Below are 17963 nucleotides of genomic sequence, written 5' to 3'. Positions count from 1 at the left end.
CCTCGTGACGCGACCAGCGTCGGACACGAGAGACAGGGAGGTCTCCTCATGGCAGGGGCGAAGACGGCGGTCGAGTGGCTGGCATCCGTGGCGCCGGATCCCGAGGCGTGCCGCTGGGAGTGGGAGCGCAGCCCCCGCGGGGTCGCGCTGCTGCCGGCGGGCAAGGCCTGGGACGTCCTGATCCTGCCCGGCGAGCTGGGCTACCCCACGCTCGACGTCCTCACCCGCATCATCGACCAACCCGGGCCCGTGCTGGCCGACTTCGGCGACGCGCGGGTCGGCTTCCTGGTGCCGCCGGGCACCGCCTCGCGCTGGGTCGGCACCGGCGTCCGCACCGCCGGAAGCGGCACCTGGATCGTGGTGCCGTATCCCGGCCGGCCGTCCGGCGGCGTGCGCTGGCTGGTGCCGCCGGACGGCTCGGGCACCCTCACCGACCCGGCGCTGCTGGAACTGGCGATGCACGAGGCGGCGGCGGGACTGGCGGAGGGCGGACGGGCGGAGGGCGGATCGTCCGGGGGCGGGGCTCCCCGGGCGTGACGGAGGACGGCTCCGGCCGCCGCAACCCTTGACAACCGGGATTGGTCTGGACCAAGTTGTGGGCGCTCCACCCTGCCCCTTCCCCCCTCCGCGGAGGCACTCGTGGATCGCTTCAGACCTCTCGCCGTCCTCACCGCCGTGGCACTGACCATGCCCGGCGTGACCGCGCTGTCGTCGGCCGCCCGTGCGGCCGACGCCGACCTCGCCAGGAACGGCGGATTCGAGGCGGGCCTGGACGGCTGGTCCTGCACCGCCGGCACCACCGTCAACAGTCCCGTCCGCAGCGGCACTTCCGCGCTGAAAGCCACTCCGGCCGGCAGCGACAACGCCCGCTGCTCCCAGACCGTGACCGTCAAACCCGATTCCCAGTACACGCTCAGCGGCCATGTCCGGGGCTCGTACGTCTACCTCGGCGCGAGCGGCACCGGCACCACCGACGTCTCCACCTGGACCCAGTCGGCCCCCGACTGGCGGCAGTTGACGACGACCTTCCGCACCGGCCCGAACACCACCCGGGTCACGATCTACACCCACGGCTGGTACGGCACCGGCGCCTACCACGCCGACGACATCTCCCTCGTCGGCCCCGGCGGCGAGACCGGACAGCCGCCCGCCCCGTCGGCCGGCCTGCGCACCGGCACCGTCACCGCCACCAGCGTCGCCCTGTCCTGGTCGCCGGTCACGGGCGCGACGGGGTACGCCGTCTACCGCGACGGCACGAAGGTCCAGACGGTGAGCGGGACCTCGGCCACCGTGACGGGCCTGACGCCCTCGACGGCGTACGCCTTCCAGGTGGCCGCCGTGAACGACGCCGGCGAGTCCGCCAGGTCCGCGACGGTCACCGCGACGACCGCGCCCGGCTCCGGCGGCGGCTCCTCCGACCTGCCGCCGCACGCCCTGGTCGGCTACCTCCACGCCAGTTTCGCCAACGGCTCCGGCTACACCCGCCTGGCCGACGTCCCCGACAGCTGGGACGTCATCGACCTGGCCTTCGGCGAGCCGACCTCGGTCACCTCCGGCGACATCCGCTTCGAGCGCTGCCCGGCGACCGAGTGCCCGGGCGTGGAGAGCGACGCCGAGTTCAAGGCCGCGATCCGGGCCAAGCAGGCGGCCGGAAAGAAGGTGCTCATCTCGATCGGCGGCCAGAACGGCCAGGTCCAGCTCACCACGGCCGCCGCCCGCGACACCTTCGTCTCCTCCGTCTCGAAGATCATCGACGAGTACGGCCTCGACGGCCTCGACATCGACTTCGAGGGCCACTCGCTGTCCCTCAACGCCGACGACACCGACTTCAAGAACCCGAAGACCCCGGTGATCGTCAACCTGATCTCGGCGCTCAGGACCCTCCAGGCCCGGTACGGCGACGACTTCGTCCTGACGATGGCCCCGGAGACGTTCTTCGTCCAACTCGGCTACCAGTACTACGGAACCGGCCGATGGGGCGGCCAGGACCCGCGCGCCGGCGCCTACCTCCCGGTCATCCACGCCCTGCGCGACGACCTCGACCTGCTCCACGTCCAGGACTACAACTCGGGCCCGATCATGGGCCTCGACAACCAGTACCACTCCATGGGCGGCGCCGACTTCCACATCGCCATGACCGACATGCTCCTCACCGGCTTCCCGGTCGCGGGCGACGCGAACAACGTCTTCCCGCCGCTGCGCCCCGACCAGGTCGCCATCGGCATGCCGGCGTCCACGAACGCGGGCAACGGGTACGTCCCTCCGGGCGAGGTCACCAAGGCCCTCGACTGCCTGACGAAGCGGACCAACTGCGGCTCGTACGCCACGCACGGCACCTGGCCGTCGCTGCGGGGCCTGATGACCTGGTCGATCAACTGGGACCGGTTCGCGAACTGGGAGTTCCAGCGCACGTTCGACGGCTACTTCGGCTGACTCCGGCCGAGGTGGCGAACACCGTCAGCAGCACCGCCCCGAGGCACCAACTGGCCACCACGTCCAGCGGCCAGTGGTAGCCGTGCCGGACCAGCCCGACCCCGACGCCCAGGTTGACGACGGCGCCGCCCGCGACGACCGCGCGTCGGACGAGGGCCCGCCGCAGCCAGGGCAGGACCAGCAGGGCGGCGCAGCCGTAGGCGACGACGGCGGTGGCGGTGTGGCCGGAGGGGAAGTAGCCGGTGGCCGGGGGCACGGCCGGGGTCCCGGGACGGTCGGTCAGCTCCTTGACCGGCACGACGAGCACCGGCACCAGCGCCATCAGCCCGAGCGCGCCGGCCGCCGGCCGCCACCAGCGCCGCTCGCCCGCCCGCCGTCGGCGGCGGGCGGCGTAGGCGGCGACGGCGGCCAGGACGGGGACGGCGACCTCCACGTTGCCCAGGTCCGCGAGGGCGTCGGAGACCCGGCCGGGCCGGACCGCGGCCCGGCTGATCCGCTCGTCCAGCCGCACCAGCGGCCCGTCGGCGACGACCTGCCAGGTGATCAGGCCGAACAGCAGGCCGAGGGTCAGGCACAGGAGGAAAGGAGGGCACAGCGAGGGCGGCACGGGGGCGGCCGGGCGCGGTCGGGGCGAGGGGGGTCGCGGCATGAGGTACTGCCTACCGCATGACCGCCCCGTGCGGCCTCGTACCCCCGCGGGCCGCAGCGCGCACCGGGCCCCGGAAACGGCCGAAGGGCCGACGCAAGGGGGGGTGTGCGTCGGCCCTTCTCGACGGCCGGGATCGGGGGGGCCGATCACGGGCGTCCGAATCGGAACGTCGCGCGCCCCGGGGGGTCTGGGGCGGGCGACCGTCCGATCGGTGAGGAGACCCGGGGCGCGAGGCCCCGGTTTGTGTGCGCGAGGCACGACCAGGTCGAAGCTGGGGAGGCCCCGGCCTGTCGCCCGCGGCTTCCCACGGGCGGTATCTCTCATCGGTCAGAACCTACGACAGCGGGTGGGCGCGGGACAGCAGGATCGGTATCCCGCCATCCACCCCGCACACCTTCTTCACACGCTCATCGCGCGGGCCGCCAGACGTGCGGACGGCCGGCTCAGATGCGCGCGAACGCCTGCTCGATGATGTCGAGACCCTCGTTCAGCAGGTCCTCGCCGATCACCAGCGGGGGCAGGAAGCGCAGCACGTTGCCGTAGGTGCCGCAGGTGAGGACCAGCAGGCCCTCCGCATGACAGGCCTTGGCCAGGGCGGCGGTGGCCTCCGGCGCGGGCTCCTTGGTCATACGGTCCTTGACCAGCTCGATGGCGATCATCGCGCCGCGGCCCCGCACGTCGCCGATGAGGTCGAACTTCTCGGCCATAGCGCCGAGGCGGGCCTTCATGACCGTCTCGATGCTCTTCGCGCGGGCGTTGAGGTCCAGCTCTCGCATCGTCTCGATCGCGCCGAGCGCGCCGGCGCAGGCGACCGGGTTGCCGCCGTACGTGCCGCCCAGGCCGCCCGCGTGCGCCGCGTCCATGATCTCGGCGCGGCCGGTCACCGCGGCCAGCGGCAGACCGCCGGCGATGCCCTTCGCGGTGGTGATCAGGTCCGGGACGATGCCCTCGTCCTCGCAGGCGAACCACTGGCCGGTGCGGCAGAAGCCGGACTGGATCTCGTCGGCGACGAAGACGATGCCGTGGTCGGAGGCGAACTTCCGGATCGCCGGCAGGAAGCCCTTCGCCGGCTCGATGAAGCCGCCCTCGCCGAGCACCGGCTCGATGATGATCGCGGCGACGTTCTCCGCGCCGACCTGCTTGGTGATCTGGTCGACGGCCTGCGCGGCGGCCTCCGGACCGGCGTTCTCGGCGCCGGTCGGCCAGCGGTAGCCGTAGGCGACCGGCACGCGGTACACCTCGGGCGCGAACGGGCCGAAGCCGTGCTTGTACGGCATGTTCTTCGCCGTCAGCGCCATCGTGAGGTTGGTGCGGCCGTGGTAGCCGTGGTCGAAGACGACGACCGCCTGCCGCTTGGTGTACGCGCGGGCGATCTTGACGGCGTTCTCGACGGCCTCGGCGCCGGAGTTGAACAGGGCCGACTTCTTGGCGTGGTCGCCCGGCGTCAGCTCGGCCAGCGCCTCGGCGACCTCCACGTAGCCCTCGTACGGCGTCACCATGAAGCAGGTGTGGGTGAAGTCGGCGAGCTGGGCGCTCGCCCGGCGCACGACGGCCTCGGCGGACGCGCCGACGGACGTCACGGCGATGCCGGAACCGAAGTCGATCAGCCGGTTGCCGTCGACGTCCTCGATGATGCCGCCGCCCGCGCGCGCGGTGAACACGGGCAGCACCGAGCCCACGCCCTGGGCGACCGCGGCGACACGGCGGGCCTGCAGTTCCTGCGACTTCGGGCCGGGGATGGCGGTGACGACGCGGCGCTCCTGGGGGAGTGCGGACATGCGGGGCTCCTGGGGGTTTTGCGGATGCTTGCCTTCTTTCTTCGCAGGCTAGGGGCGGGGCGGGGGTGGGGGCATGCTCCATGTGGGCGTTGTTCGGGAGGGGCGGTTGTCCGTGGTGGACAGATCGGGAGGGGTAGGCGGGGCCGGAGCCGGGCCTGCGGCAAGGGCGCGGCGGGGGTGAGGGCGCGGGACACGGCGGGGCATCCGGCGCGGCCGGGGTCGGTCTTCGGTGAACTCCCCCTGCCGGGGCATTAGATTGACTCGCTGACGGTGCACGCAGCGGCTGGCCAGGGGGCAGGGCGATGAACAGCGACGGGACGCAGGACGCGCGGGGCACGCACCCGAACCCGGTGCCGCGTCCGGCGGGGCCGCCGGGGCCGTTCGGGCCGTCTGGGCCGTTCGAGGGGGCGGGGGTGCCGCCCGTGCCGCCCGCCCCGGCCGTCCCGCCCCGTCCGGCTGCCGCGCCCGGTCCGCCCGCGGGGTCGCCGCCCGGTGCGGCGGCCGGCGCCGAGCAGCCCGCGCCCGCCCGCTCCGCCGTCGCCGACTGGCTCGACGAGCCGCGCCCGGCGGCCAGGCCGGGGATCTGGCGCTTCGGCCACCGTCCGGCCAGGGACGACGGCCCGGCCGAGCGCCTCGCGCCGGTCACCATCGTCGGCGTACTGGTCCCGCTGGTCCTCGCCCTCGTGCTGTGGTCCATGTGGCGGCGCGGCGCCGTGCCCTTCCAGTGGACCCTGCTGCGCGTGTTCACCCCGGACGACTGGTGGTGGGGCGGCTCACTGGCCTCGCCCAAGGGCCTGGAGGGCGCGGAGGCCAAGGTGGTCTACGACGGCCTCTTCTTCGGGGTGCTGCTGTACGCCATGGGCCGGCTCGGCAGCTGGTCCGACATCGTGCGCCACGTCGTCGCCCGGCGTGAGCAGCCCGCGCGCGCCCTGCTCGCGGCCCTCGGCGCGCTCGCCACGCTGAGTTTCGTCTTCCCGAGCGCCTTCCCGGGCGTCGGCTGGGACGCCCTCCCCGTGGTCGCGCCGATCTTCTCCCTCGTCGTCCTGGTCACGGGCGGTTACGAGGTTTTCACCTCGCCCTGGACCACCGACGCGCTCTACGCCGTCATCACCCTTCTCGTCCTGTGGCCCTTCGCCCGGATCGGGGGCTGGCCGCAGCTCGCGCGCACCTGGCTCGCCGCCCGCCGCCGCACGGCGTCCGACGAGCCCCCGCCGGCCGTCGAGACCCCCCGATCCCACTGGCCCGCGTTGCGCGAGGCCGGCGCGTCCGACGCGGCGGACGTCCTCACCGCCGAGACGCTGGGCGGCCGGACGAACGACGTCGACTGCGCCCGGCTCGACCGGGCCTGGCGGCGCGCCCGGGGCCTCGGCCGGGCCGCCGCCTTCACGGACGCCGTGCTGCGCCAGGGCGGCGCCGCGCTGGTCCACCCCTCCGGCGCCCGCGACCTCCCCGTCCGCGCCGCCCGGCACGACCTGCTCGCCGGACAGGTGCGCATCGGACGCTGGACGCCCGCCGAGCGCACGCCGCTCGACTACCGGAACGCGGGCGCCGCCCTGGAACCGGAGACGCTCGGCACCTCCCTGCTCGTCGTGGGGCCGTCCGGGTCCGGCAAGACCCGCCGGGTCGTCGCGCCGGTCGTGGAGTCCCTCGCCCTGCAGGCCCTGACCGGCGGCTGCGCCGTCGTCGCGGTGTGCGCCGCCGGGGCGCCGGTCGGCCCCGACGCGGCCTTCGACATCGTCGTACGCCTCGGCAACGCGGCCTCGTCGTACGACCTCGACCCGTACGCCGGCTCCGTCGACCCCGACGAGGCGGCCGGGTTCCTCGCCGAGGCGCTGGCGGGAGACCTGGAGTCCGTGGGCGTCCAGCGGGCGGCCACGGCGCTGGCGCAGCTCCTCGGCCCCTACCGGGCGGCGTTCGGCGGCTTTCCGCCCCTCACCGTCCTGCGCCGGCTGCTGGAGGGCGACCCGGCGGTGGTGGGCGCGGTGCGCGAGGCGCTGGGAGGCGGGCGGCACGTCGCCATGGCCAGGGAACTGGAAGCGCGTATCCGCCAGACGGACACCCCCGGCGACCCCGGTCCGGCGCTCGCCGACCGGCTCGCCACCCTGGACCGGCCGGCCTTCGCGGGCTTCTTCGGCGCGGGTGGCGACGGGATCCGGCCGTTCTCGCTGCGGGCCGTCGCCCACCATCCGCTGCGGGTGCGGATCGACGTCCCCGAGCACGGGCACGAGGAGGCGTCCCGGCTGATCACCCGGCTGGTGCTGGCGCAGTTCTCGGCCGTCGTGCGGGAGGAGGAGCGGGAGCACTTCGCCTGCCTCGTCCTCGACGACGCGACCGGCGCGGTCACCGCCGAGTCCGTGCGGCGCGTCCAGCGGCTGCGGTCCCGCAACGCCGGGGTCGTGCTCGCGCTGCGCACGGTCGCCGACGTGCCCGAGCCGCTGCACGGGCCGCTCTACGCGGCGGTCGGCTGCCGGATGGCGCTGTCCGGCGTCACGACCTGGGACGGCAGCCGGTTCGCCGAGGCGTGGGGCAAGGAGTGGGTCGAGACCGAAGAGGTGGCCCATCACACCGTGTTCGCCGACCAGCCCATGACCCGGGCCATCCACGCCCTGCGCAAGATGGTCACCGGCAAGGCGGTCACCACGGAGGCGGTGACCGTCCGGCAGGTCGAGCGGGAGCGCTGGTCCGCCTCCCAGCTCGCCCACGAGGTGCCGCCGGGGCACGCGGTGCTGTCCCTGACGACGGTCGGCGGCGAGCACGCGCCGCCGTTGCTGGTGGATCTGCGGGATTGAGGGCCCGGGGCGGGGAGGGCGGTTCCCGGCCGTCGTGAGTCCTCGTCCGGAACCCGGGACCGTACGGTGAGGCAGAATCGACACAGGTCGTTCATACGCGGCGGCCAAAAGATCACCCCCTCGACCTGAAGGTCCCATGCCCCCCACGCTCGCCTCACTCGTCCACCACCCCGCGCTCAAACTGACCGTGCGGGCCGGCGGGGACCGCCTGGACGTGCCCGTGCGCTGGGCCCACGTCAGTGAGCTGGCCGATCCCGTGCCCTACATGGAGGGCGGCGAGCTGCTGCTGATCACCGCGCTGAAACTGGACGCGGAGGACCCGGAGGCGATGCGCCGGTACGTGAAGCGGCTGGCCGGGGCGGGCGTGGTCGGCCTCGGGTTCGCGGTCGGCGTCAACTACGACGAGATCCCGCAGGCCCTGGTCGGCGCGGCGGAGCGCGAGGGACTGCCGCTGCTGGAGGTGCCCCGCCGCACCCCGTTCCTCGCCATCACCAAGGCGGTGTCGGCCGCGATCGCCGCCGACCAGTACCGGGCGGTGACGGACGGGTTCGCCGCCCAGCGGGAACTGACCAGGCAGGCGCTGAACGACGGCCCCGAAGGGCTGCTCGGGGCGCTCGCCGCGCAGGTCGACGGGTGGACGGCGCTGTACGACGCCTCGGGCGCCGTCGTCGCCGCCGCGCCGGAGTGGGCCGGCCGCCGTGCCGCGCGCCTGACGTCCGACGTCGAACGGCTGCGGGAGCGGCCCGCGCCGGCCAGCTCCGTGGTGGGCGTGCCGGACCGGGACGACCGGGTGGAACTGCACACCCTCGGCACCGGCCGCCGTCCGCGCGCGGCCCTCGCCGTCGGCACCGCCGCCGCCCTCGGCACCGCCGAACGCTACGCCGTGCACTCCGCCATCGCCCTGCTCACCCTGACGACGGAACGCTCCCGCTCCCTGCACGCCGCCGAGCAGCGGATCGGCGCCGCCGTGCTGCGGATGCTGCTGGCGGGCGAACCGGACCACGCCCGCACGGTGGCCGGCGGCCTGTACGGCGACCTGCTGGACGCGCCCTTCCGGATCGTCGTCGCCGAGTGCGCGTCGGGGGCCGCCGGGCTCGCCGGGCTGGCCGAGGCGGTGGAGACGGCGGCGGCCCGGTCGGGGGAGGCGGTGCTCGCGGTGCCGGAGAGCGGCGGCGAGCGCCTGGTGGTGCTGGCGACGGACGGGGGCGCGGTGATCGAGGCGTGCGGGGAGTACGCGGCCGGGCTGGAGGTGGGCCGGGCGACGGGCGAGGGCACGGGCGGCGGCGAGGAGGACGGCCTGGTCGTGGGCCTGTCGGCGCCGGCCGGGCCGATCGCCGCCGGGTCCGCGTACAGACAGGCGGTCCAGGCGCTGTCGGTCGCCCGCCGCAGGGGCCGCGTGCTGGTGGAGCACGAACATCTGGCGGCCGGCTCCGTGCTGCCGCTCCTCGCGGACGACGCCGTACGCGCCTTCGCGGACGGCCTGCTGCGGGCGCTGCACGACCACGACGCCACCGGCCGCGGCGACCTGGTCGCCTCCCTGCGCGCCTGGCTGTCCCGGCACGGCCAGTGGGACGCCGCGGCCGCCGACCTGGGCGTCCACCGCCACACCCTGCGCTACCGGATGCGGCGCGTGGAGGAGATCCTGGGCCGCTCCCTGGACGACCCGGACGTCCGGATGGAACTGTGGCTGGCGCTGAAGGCGACGTCGGCCGAGCAGTAGCCGGTGGCCCCCCCTGCCGCTACGTCCCGCGACTGGGCCAATACGGCGCATCCCCCGCCCGCACTGCTACGCATCGGACAAGCGACCCTTCGCGCCCCGCGCCCTACGGTTGACCCGACAGAGCAGCACAGGAACACCCAACGCGGAAGGGCACGGGCTTCGACCATGACCTCCACCCACGCCTTCTGGCTCGCCGGACGCCAGGCCACCGGCGAGGACAGCTTCGACGTCACCTCCCCGTGGGACGGCCGGCTCGTCGGAACGGTGAGCGTGCCGACCGACGCCCAGGTCGAGGAGGCCGTGGCCGCCGCGTACGCCGTGCTGGACGAGTTCGCCGCCACCCCGGCCCACGTCCGCGCCGCCGCACTGGACCACGTCAGCCGGCGGCTCGCCGAGCGCACCGAGGAGATCGCGCGGCTGATCTCCGCCGAGAACGGCAAGCCGGTCAAGTGGGCCCGCGGCGAGGTCGGCCGCGCGGTGTCCGTGTTCCGCTTCGCCGCCGAGGAGGCCCGGCGCTTCAACGGCGGCGAGGCCCAGCGCCTCGACACCGACCTCGGCGGCCAGGGCCGGCTCGCCCTCACCCGGCGCTTCCCGAAGGGCGTCGTCCTCGGCATCGCGCCGTTCAACTTCCCGCTCAATCTGTGCGCCCACAAGGTCGCCCCGGCCATCGCCGCCGGCGCCCCGATCGTCCTCAAGCCCGCCCCGGCGACCCCGCTGTCCGCCCTGGTCCTCGGCGAGCTGCTGGCCGAGACCGAGCTGCCGGCCGGCTCCTGGTCGATCCTCCCGGTCCCGAACGACCGCATGCCCGCCCTGGTCCAGGACGAGCGCCTGCCGGTCGTCTCCTTCACCGGCTCCGAGAAGGTCGGCTACGCGATCATGGACTCGGTGCCGCGCAAGCACTGCACCCTGGAGCTGGGCGGCAACGGCGCGGCCGTCGTCCTCGCGGACTGGGCGAGCGACGAGGACCTCGACCGGGCCGCGCACCGCATCGCGACCTTCTCGAACTACCAGGGCGGCCAGTCCTGCATCTCCGTGCAGCGCGTGATCGCCGACGCGTCGGTCTACGACCGTCTCCTGCCCCGCATCGTCGCCGCCGTCGAGGCCCAGGTCACCGGCGACCCGTCCGACGACGCCACCGACGTCGGCCCGCTGGTCAGCGAGGCCGCCGCCCAGCGCGTCGAGGCGTGGGTCGACGAGGCCGTCGCCGCGGGCGCGAAGCTCCTCACCGGCGGCAAGCGCGAGGCCGCCTCCTACGCGCCCACCGTCCTCACCGACGTCCCCGCGAGCACCACCCTGGCCTGCGAGGAGGTCTTCGGCCCGGTCCTCACGGTGCAGAGGGTCGACGGCGAGGCCGAGGCGTTCGCCGCCGTCAACGCCTCCAAGTACGGTCTGCAGGCCGGCGTGTTCACCCACGACCTGCAGGCCGCCTTCCGCGCCCACCGCGCCCTGGAGGTCGGCGGCGTGGTCATCGGCGACGTGCCCTCCTACCGCGCCGACCAGATGCCGTACGGCGGCGCCAAGCAGTCCGGCGTCGGCCGCGAGGGCGTCCGCTTCGCCATGGAGGACTACACCTACGAGCGGGTCCTGGTCCTGACGGGCCTCGCCCTCTGACCGACACCCCTCGGCCCGACGGCCGGAGCCCACTGTGCGGGGGCTCCGGCCATCGGCGTGTCAGGGGAAGACGTCCTCCGCAGGCTCAGCGGGAGACCTCCACCCGCGCCAGCCGCACCTCCCCGCCCAGCCCGACCCGGACGTCGTGCACGCCCTCGGCGGTGAGCGGCGCCGACACGGTCGTGTAGGCGTACGGGTCCGAGGCGGGCGTGCTCACCGTGACCACGGGTTCCCCGCCGTCCAGGGACAGTTCGACCGTGCCCGCGCCCGCCACCTCGAACGTCACGCCCGTCACCCCCGTGCCGAAGTCGCAGGCCCGGTAGACCAGTTCGGCCGGCCCCGCGCCCGCCGGGGTCACCGCGTCGCCCGACCTCTTCGTGCGGTCGACCAGCTCCGCGCCGGTGTGGTCGTCGAAGTCGGCCGCGGACAGGCCCCGTTCGACGAGCGGGCGCGGGGTCGCCGGGGTGCCGGTGAGGGTGATCGTCGTGCGGAGGCGGACGTCCTCGCTGGAGGCCCCCACGAGGAGGTCGTACGGGCCGGGGTCCAGGCGCCAGGACGAGCGGGACACGTCCCAGAACTCCAGGGCCGACAGGGGGATTTCGTAGGACAGGGTCGTGGTCCGGCCGGGGGACAGGGTCACCCGGTCGTGGGCCAGCAGTTCCCGGCGCGGGCGCGGCGCCGACGGCTGTGCCGCGCGGGCGTACAGCTGCGGGACCTCGTCGGCGGTCACGTCGCCCGTGTTGGTGACCGTGAAGGAGACCTCGACCGTCGTGTCCGTGACCCTCGCCGTCAGGCCGGCGTAGGCGAACTGCGCGTACGACAGGCCGTGGCCGAAGGGGAACAACGGGGCCCCCTCGAAGTACAGGTACGTCTGGCGGCTGCCGATCACGTCGTAGTCGAGGAGGGAAGGGAGGTCCGCGTCCGAGGCGTACCACGTCTGGGGGAGGCGGCCGGCGGGGGAGACGTCGCCCGCCAGGACGCGGGCCAGGGCCGTGCCCGCCGCCTGGCCGCCGTGGGCCGTCCACAGGGCGGCCGGGAGCGGGGACGGGTCGAAGGCGTAGGGGTAGGCGGAGGTCAGGACCAGCACCGTGCGCGGGTTCGCCTCGCGTGCCGCGCGCAGCAGGCGGTCCTGGTGCGCGGGCAGGGCCAGGGTCGTACGGTCCTCGGTCTCGCGGCCGTTGATGTGCGGGTCGTTGCCCGCGACCACCACGACCACGTCGGCGCCGGCCGCCGCCCGGGCCACGGCGTCCTCGCCGCGCTCGATGTGCACGAGTTCGAAGATCTCCGGGGATTCGTCGGCAACCTTCACGCCCTCGGCGGTCACTGAGACATGGCGACCCGTGCCCGTGTGCCGCAGGAGGTGACCGTCGCCATGGGGTTCCAGGCGGAAGGTCTCCTGGACGACCCAGCCACCCGGCTGGTCGGCGGAGGCGCGCACGTAGCCGTCCTCGGCGACGGACAGGTAGCGGCCGTCGGGCGCGCGCAGGGTGAGGACGCCCTCGCCCCAGTCGACGAGGGCCAGCTCGGTGCCGGCGGCGTCGGTGGTCAGCGGGGGCAGGTCCGTGCGGCCTGCCAGCAGCGCCGGGTCGAGGGCGCCCTCCGCGCCGCGTACCGCGCCGGCGGCCTCCGGGGCCCGCGGCACATGGAGGAAGGCGCCGGCCGATGTGCGCAGGCGGACGCGGTCCACGCCCTCCGCGAAGACGACGTTCTGCGCGCCGAAGCGCTCGCGCAGGCCCTCCAGCGGCGTGCTGCGGTGGATCAGCGTGCCGCTGTACCAGTCGAGCTTGCACTCGTCGGCGAGCAGCCCGGTCACCGCGATCCGGGTCCCGGGGGCGAGCGGCAGGACGCCGTCGTTGCGCAGCAGCACGATCGCCTGCTCGGCCGCCTCCCGTGCGAGCGCGCGGTGTCCGGGGGTGTCGAAGGCGCCGGCCTCGTCGTAGCCGTCGAACTCGCCGAGCCGGAACCGCACCGACAACTGGCGGCGCACGGCCGTGTCCACGTCGGCCTCCGTCAGCAGGCCCCGCTCCAGGGCGCCGTGCACCCGCGCGGTGATCTGCGAGCCGTCGGTGCCGTGGTCGGTGAAGCTGTCGACGCCGGCGGTCAGGGCCGCCGCCGTGGCCTCCTCGTGGGTGTCGAAGTAGTGCTCGTGGTCGACCAGGTTGGTCGGCGCGCCCGCGTCCGAGCAGACGAGCAGGTCGTCGTCCGTCCAGGTCCGCAGCTGCTCCTCCAGGTACGGCGAGAGGTGGTTGGGGCGGCCGTTGACCAGGTTGTACGCCGGCATGACCCCGGCCACCGCGCCCGCCTCGACCGTGTCCCGGAAGGCGCGCAGGTCGTACTCGTGCAGCACCCGCGGACGCACCGACGCCGACGAAGTGGCCCGGTCCGTCTCGTTGTTGTGGGCGAGCCAGTGCTTGAGGACCGGCGCGGTGCGCCAGTACACGGGGTGGTCGCCGCGCAGTCCGCGGGTGTAGGCGGTGGCGATGGCCGAGGTGAGCCTCGGGTCCTCCGAGTAGCCCTCCTCGTTGCGGCCCCACAGCGGATGGCGCAGCAGGTTCACCGTCGGCGACCAGACGTTGAGGCCCACCCGCTCGTCGCGGGCCCGCATCGCGCGCACCTCCTTGGACACGGCGTCCCCGACGCGGCGGACCAGTTCCGGGTTCCAGGTGGCGCCCAGCCCCACCGCCTGCGGGAAGACCGTGGCCGGGCCCATCCACGCCACCCCGTGCAGTGCCTCCTGTCCGGTGCGGAACGCGGCGACGCCGAGCCGTTCCACGGCGGGCGCGAACTGGTGGAGGAAGGCGACCTTCTCGTCGAGGGACAGCCGGGACAGCAGGTCGTCGATGCGCTTCGCGAACGGCAGGTTCGCGTCACGGAAGGGCGGTGCGGGCGGCGTGTGTGCGGTCACGTGGGGTTCCCCTAGCGATGGAGCGGCGCGGCGCTTTCGAAGCGCTTCGATGCTCGATCGACGCGCCCTCGGGTGTCAAGGCATCCCACCGCAACAACTGCGGCAGTTCGCCGACATAGCAAGGCGCAGATGAGCAGGGCCGAAACCTCCGGAGCCCGGAGGAATCTTGGAAGCGACCCTTGTGCACCCCCCGGTGTTCACTTAACCTCGCAGCAACATCGAAGCGCTTCGACTAGCCGGTCCCGGCACCGTGCCCGTGGATCCGCGAACCGCTTCAGCTCAGCCAGTTCCACTACGAGACACCGCAGCCGACGGCTCCACCGCCGGGTGTCCTGGTGCGCCACGAAGGGTTGACGCAATGACGCCGAACGCCGCCTCCTCCTCCGCGCCCAGCCGGAGAAGCTTCCTCGCCTCCACGGCGGTCGCCACCGCGGCCGTGGCCGGCGGGATGCCGCTGCTCGCCGCCTGCGGCGGTTCGGACAGCGGCTCGCGCGAGGGCACCACCTCGGGCAAGGACGCCAAGAAGCTGCTGCCGGCGTACGTGGCCAGCAACGTGGTCGCCCCCGACATCCCCGCCAAGAACGGCTCGGCGGCCGGCTTCACCCGCAAGCTCGACCTCGCGGACCTGAAGACCTCCGTGCCCGAGAAGCTCGGCAAGGGCGGCAAGGTCACCGTCATGTCGCCGTTCTGGGGCTCCCCGCCGAAGGGGGACAACCCCTACTACCAGGGCATGAACGACCTGATCGGCGTCGACGTCCGGTGGCAGAACCAGGACGGCAACACCTACGAGCAGAAGCTCGGCGCGGTCCTGGCCTCCAGCGACGTGCCCGACGTGGTCGTCGTGCCCGGCTGGAACATGAACGGCAAGATACCCTCGGCGATCATCGGCAAGTTCGCCGACCTGGGCCCGTACCTGTCCGGTGACGCGGTCAAGGAGTACCCGAACCTCGCCGCGATCCCCACGGACGCCTGGCGGCGTTCCATCTTCGGCGGCAAGCTGCGCGGCCTGCCGATGCCGTCGCCGTGGGCCCCCAGCATGGTGCCCCTGTACCGCCAGGACATCTTCGACAAGGAGGGCTACGAAGTCCCCAAGTCGTGCGACGAGTTCATGGCGCTGGCCAAGGACATCACCAACGCCAGGGCCAAGCGCTGGGCCTGCCTGGACATGAAGTGGACGGCCTTCCAGGCGTTCGGCGTGTTCAACGGCAGCGAGAAGCCGCTCCACTGGAACCTGGTCGACGGCAAGCTGGTCAACCGCGTCGAGACCGAGGAGTACCTCGAGGCGCTTGAGTGGTCCCGCAAGCTCTTCGAGGCGGGCGTCGTCCACCCCGACTCCGAGATGGGCAAGACCGCCCCCGACCCGGGCCCCAAGTTCGCCAAGGGCGAGTTCCTCGTCTACCCGAACAACATCTCGCAGTGGTGGGGCCGTACCGCTGAACAGGCCACCCAGAACCCCGAGTTCAAGATCTGGGGCATGGACGTGTGGGGACACGACGGCGGCGACCCGACGATGTGGGCCGACCAGCCCGCCGGCATCTTCGCCTTCGTCAACAAGAAGGCCTCCGAGGCGGTCGTCCGCGACGTGCTCGCCGTCGCCAACGTCACCGCGGCGCCGTACGGCACCAAGGAGTACATGATGACCAACTACGGCGTGGAGGGCACCCACTACACCGTCGAGGACGGCGTCCCCACCAAGACCGACCAGGGCAACATCGACGTGATGAACGCCTACGTCATGGTCGCGAGCCCCGCCCCGACCATCGCCCACCCCGACTTCCCGGAGGTCGCCAGGGGCCAGGTCGAGTGGCAGCAGCGGATGGGCGCCTTCACCAGGAAGTCGTCGTTCTACGGCATGCAGATCACCGAGCCGAGCCGCTACACCAACCTCTCCAACAACTTCGAGCAGTTGGAGGACGACATCGTCCGGGGCCGCAAGAAGATCAGCGACATGCAGCAGGCCGTCTCCGACTGGAAGAGCAAGGGCGGCGACGAACTGCGCGACTGGTACAAGAAGATCCTCGACGAGAACGGCTCCGCGGCCAACTGACCGACTACCGAGGCAAGGAGAACGCCGTGTCCCACAGCACGGTGCCTCGGAGCAGGACCGAGGCCGACACGACGGCGAAGTCCCCGACGACGTCCGACGACGCCGGCGGGGCCCGCCGGAGGAAGAAGACGCCGGGGCAGCTGAGTCTGCGGCACAGGTTCGGGCGCGACCGCGTCCTGCTCCTGATGACCCTGCCGGCCGTCGCCCTGGTCCTGATCTTCAACTACGTGCCGATTCTGGGCAATGTGGTCGCCTTCCAGGACTACGACCCCTACATCAGCGACAACGGGGTCGTGTCCATCCTGAACAGCCCCTGGGTGGGCCTGGAGAACTTCCAGCGGATCTTCGAGGACTCCGCCTTCTGGCAGGCGGTCCGGAACACGCTGGTGCTGTTCTTCCTCCAGCTCGTGCTGTTCTTCCCGATCCCGATCCTGCTCGCGCTGCTCATCAACAGCGTGGTCAGGCCCCGGGTGCGGGCGTTCGCCCAGGCCGTTCTCTATCTGCCGCACTTCTTCTCGTGGGTGCTGGTGATCGCGGTCTTCCAGCAGCTGCTGGGCGGCGCGGGGCTGCTGTCCCAGCTGCTGCGCGCCCACGGCTACGACGGGCTCGACGTCATGACCGACCCGAGCACCTTCAAGTTCCTGGTCACCGCCGAGACGGTGTGGAAGGACGCCGGCTGGGGGATCATCGTCTTCCTCGCCGCGCTCTCCTCCGTCAGCCCGGACCTGTACGAGGCCGCCGCGATGGACGGCGCCGGGCGCTGGCGCAGGATGTGGCACGTCACGCTGCCCGCGCTGCGCCCGGTGATCGCCCTGCTGCTCGTGCTGCGCGTCGGCGACGCCCTCACCGTCGGTTTCGAGCAGATCCTGCTGCAGCGCGACGCCGTGGGACCGGGCGCGGCGGAGGTGCTCGACACCTTCGTGTGGTGGAACGGCGTGCGCAACCAGGACTTCGGCTACGCGGCCGCCGCAGGGCTCGTCAAGGGCGTCATCAGCATCGGACTGGTCCTGGCCGCGAACAAGGTGGCCCATCTGATGGGCGAGCAGGGGGTGTACAAGAAGTGACCGCGGTCATCGACAAGCAGGTACGGCGCCGCTGGGCCGCACCGCCCCGGCCGGTGTGGGAGGAGCGGCCTAAGCCGGCCGGTCTCGCGGCCAAGGGGCTGGTGCTCGGGATCGCGTGCCTGGCGATCCTCTTCCCGCTGTGGATCGTCGTGGTCACCAGCCTCTCCACCCGCAAGACCATCGACGAGGCCGGCGGCCTGGTGATGGTGCCGAAGGACATCACCTTCGTGGCCTACCAGGAGCTGCTCAGCGGCGGCCAGGTCACCCGTGCGGCGATCATCAGCGTGCTGGTCACGCTGGTCGGCACGGCGTTCTCGATGACGGTGTCGGTGCTGTGCGCCTACGGGCTCTCGCGCAGCGGCTCGCTCGGGCACCGCTGGATCCTGATGCTCCTGCTGGCCACGATGTTCTTCAGCGCCGGCCTGATCCCCACCTACCTCCTGGTGCAGACGCTCGGCCTCACGGACACCTACCTGGCGCTGATCCTGCCGAGCGCGGTGAGCGTGTTCAACATCCTGGTCCTGCGCGGGTTCTTCATGGGCATCTCGCAGGAACTGGTGGACAGCGCGCGCATCGACGGGGCCGGCGACTTCCGGATCCTGTGGCAGATCGTCCTGCCGCTGTCGCGGGCGGTCATCGCGGTGATCACGCTGTTCTACGCGGTGGGGTACTGGAGCGCCTGGTTCAACGCGTCGCTGTACCTGAACGACCAGGACATGATGCCGCTGCAGAACGTCATGATCCAGCTGGTGCAGAAGCAGGAGGCGCCGGTCGGACTGGGACAGGCCATCAAGACCGGGCAGTTGTCGGGGCTGGCGGTGCAGATGGCGGTCATGGTGATGGCGTTGCTGCCGGTCGCCGTGCTGTCGCCGTTCGTGCAGCGGCACTTCAAGAAGGGGATGCTCACCGGCGCGGTCAAGGGCTGAGGCCCGCGCGGGCGCCGGCACGGGCCCGCGCCCCAGAGGTA

General features: G+C 73.0%; 11 protein-coding genes. 8 read left to right on the top strand and 3 right to left on the bottom strand.

What is annotated here, in order from left to right:
* Positions 1-48: 48 nt before the first annotated feature.
* Positions 49-537: a hypothetical protein gene (locus tag ACZ6KF_RS18730; protein ID WP_469177224.1), complete on the top strand. Its 489-nt coding sequence runs from the start codon at positions 49-51 to the stop codon at positions 535-537.
* A gap of 150 nt (positions 538-687) precedes the next feature.
* Complete coding sequence (locus ACZ6KF_RS18725; protein WP_469239414.1) at positions 688-2433, top strand: chitinase; 1746 nt, start codon at positions 688-690, stop codon at positions 2431-2433.
* Here ACZ6KF_RS18725 and ACZ6KF_RS18720 read toward each other — a convergent pair.
* Both ACZ6KF_RS18720 and gabT read right to left on the bottom strand, forming a co-directional pair.
* Entirely contained in the window at positions 2372-3082 is a 711-nt protein-coding gene (locus ACZ6KF_RS18720) for a phosphatase PAP2 family protein (RefSeq protein WP_356629970.1), read from the bottom strand. The genes ACZ6KF_RS18725 and ACZ6KF_RS18720 overlap by 62 nt on opposite strands.
* A gap of 443 nt (positions 3083-3525) precedes the next feature.
* Positions 3526-4860 carry a 4-aminobutyrate--2-oxoglutarate transaminase gene (gene gabT / locus ACZ6KF_RS18715; RefSeq protein ID WP_469239260.1) on the bottom strand — a complete coding sequence of 445 codons (1335 nt, stop codon included), beginning with the start codon at positions 4858-4860 and terminating at the stop codon, positions 3526-3528.
* 302 nt (positions 4861-5162) lie between these two features.
* Here gabT and ACZ6KF_RS18710 point away from each other — a divergent pair, with 302 nt between their 5' ends.
* From ACZ6KF_RS18710 to ACZ6KF_RS18700, 3 genes are all read left to right on the top strand, one after another.
* Positions 5163-7649, top strand: a complete 2487-nt coding sequence (locus tag ACZ6KF_RS18710) for an ATP/GTP-binding protein (protein ID WP_469239258.1) — start codon at positions 5163-5165, stop codon at positions 7647-7649.
* Between the two features lie 136 nt (positions 7650-7785).
* Entirely contained in the window at positions 7786-9369 is a 1584-nt protein-coding gene (locus ACZ6KF_RS18705; protein ID WP_469239256.1) for a PucR family transcriptional regulator, read from the top strand.
* Positions 9370-9534: 165 nt separating this feature from the next.
* Entirely contained in the window at positions 9535-10980 is a 1446-nt protein-coding gene (locus ACZ6KF_RS18700; RefSeq protein ID WP_469159045.1) for an aldehyde dehydrogenase family protein, read from the top strand.
* 85 nt (positions 10981-11065) lie between these two features.
* Here ACZ6KF_RS18700 and ACZ6KF_RS18695 read toward each other — a convergent pair whose 3' ends face one another.
* Positions 11066-13885 carry a glycoside hydrolase family 3 C-terminal domain-containing protein gene (locus tag ACZ6KF_RS18695; protein WP_469159046.1) on the bottom strand — a complete coding sequence of 940 codons (2820 nt, stop codon included), beginning with the start codon at positions 13883-13885 and terminating at the stop codon, positions 11066-11068.
* A gap of 358 nt (positions 13886-14243) precedes the next feature.
* Between ACZ6KF_RS18695 and ACZ6KF_RS18690 the strand changes: the two genes are divergently transcribed.
* Genes ACZ6KF_RS18690 through ACZ6KF_RS18680 form a run of 3 tightly spaced genes read left to right on the top strand, consistent with a single transcriptional unit; the run spans position 14244 to position 17922 of the window.
* Positions 14244-15932 (top strand): extracellular solute-binding protein, encoded by a 1689-nt coding sequence (locus ACZ6KF_RS18690; RefSeq protein WP_469159047.1) that lies wholly within the window; start codon positions 14244-14246, stop codon positions 15930-15932.
* Between the two features lie 26 nt (positions 15933-15958).
* The gene (locus tag ACZ6KF_RS18685) at positions 15959-16996 is read left to right on the top strand and encodes an ABC transporter permease (RefSeq protein WP_469239254.1); all 1038 of its coding nucleotides are present in this window, start codon (positions 15959-15961) and stop codon (positions 16994-16996) included.
* Positions 16993-17922 (top strand): carbohydrate ABC transporter permease, encoded by a 930-nt coding sequence (locus tag ACZ6KF_RS18680; RefSeq protein ID WP_356629954.1) that lies wholly within the window; start codon positions 16993-16995, stop codon positions 17920-17922. Before ACZ6KF_RS18685 ends, ACZ6KF_RS18680 begins: the two co-directional genes overlap by 4 nt.
* Positions 17923-17963: the final 41 nt, after the last annotated feature.

The organism is Streptomyces sp. NPDC046379 (assembly GCF_055587785.1).
This window is presented reverse-complemented; position numbering and strand designations above follow the sequence as displayed.

What these genes read in the sequence shown, in the direction of transcription:
- ACZ6KF_RS18730 (WP_469177224.1), top strand. Translation starts at nt 49, where the DNA reads ATGGCAGGGGCGAAGACGGCGGTCGAGTGGCTGGCATCCGTGGCGCCG.
- ACZ6KF_RS18720 (WP_356629970.1), bottom strand. Translation starts at nt 3,082, where the DNA reads ATGCCGCGACCCCCCTCGCCCCGACCGCGCCCGGCCGCCCCCGTGCCG.
- ACZ6KF_RS18725 (WP_469239414.1), top strand. Translation starts at nt 688, where the DNA reads ATGCCCGGCGTGACCGCGCTGTCGTCGGCCGCCCGTGCGGCCGACGCC.
- ACZ6KF_RS18700 (WP_469159045.1), top strand. Translation starts at nt 9,535, where the DNA reads ATGACCTCCACCCACGCCTTCTGGCTCGCCGGACGCCAGGCCACCGGC.
- ACZ6KF_RS18690 (WP_469159047.1), top strand. Translation starts at nt 14,244, where the DNA reads ATGACGCCGAACGCCGCCTCCTCCTCCGCGCCCAGCCGGAGAAGCTTC.
- ACZ6KF_RS18705 (WP_469239256.1), top strand. Translation starts at nt 7,786, where the DNA reads ATGCCCCCCACGCTCGCCTCACTCGTCCACCACCCCGCGCTCAAACTG.
- gabT (WP_469239260.1), bottom strand. Translation starts at nt 4,860, where the DNA reads ATGTCCGCACTCCCCCAGGAGCGCCGCGTCGTCACCGCCATCCCCGGC.
- ACZ6KF_RS18710 (WP_469239258.1), top strand. Translation starts at nt 5,163, where the DNA reads ATGAACAGCGACGGGACGCAGGACGCGCGGGGCACGCACCCGAACCCG.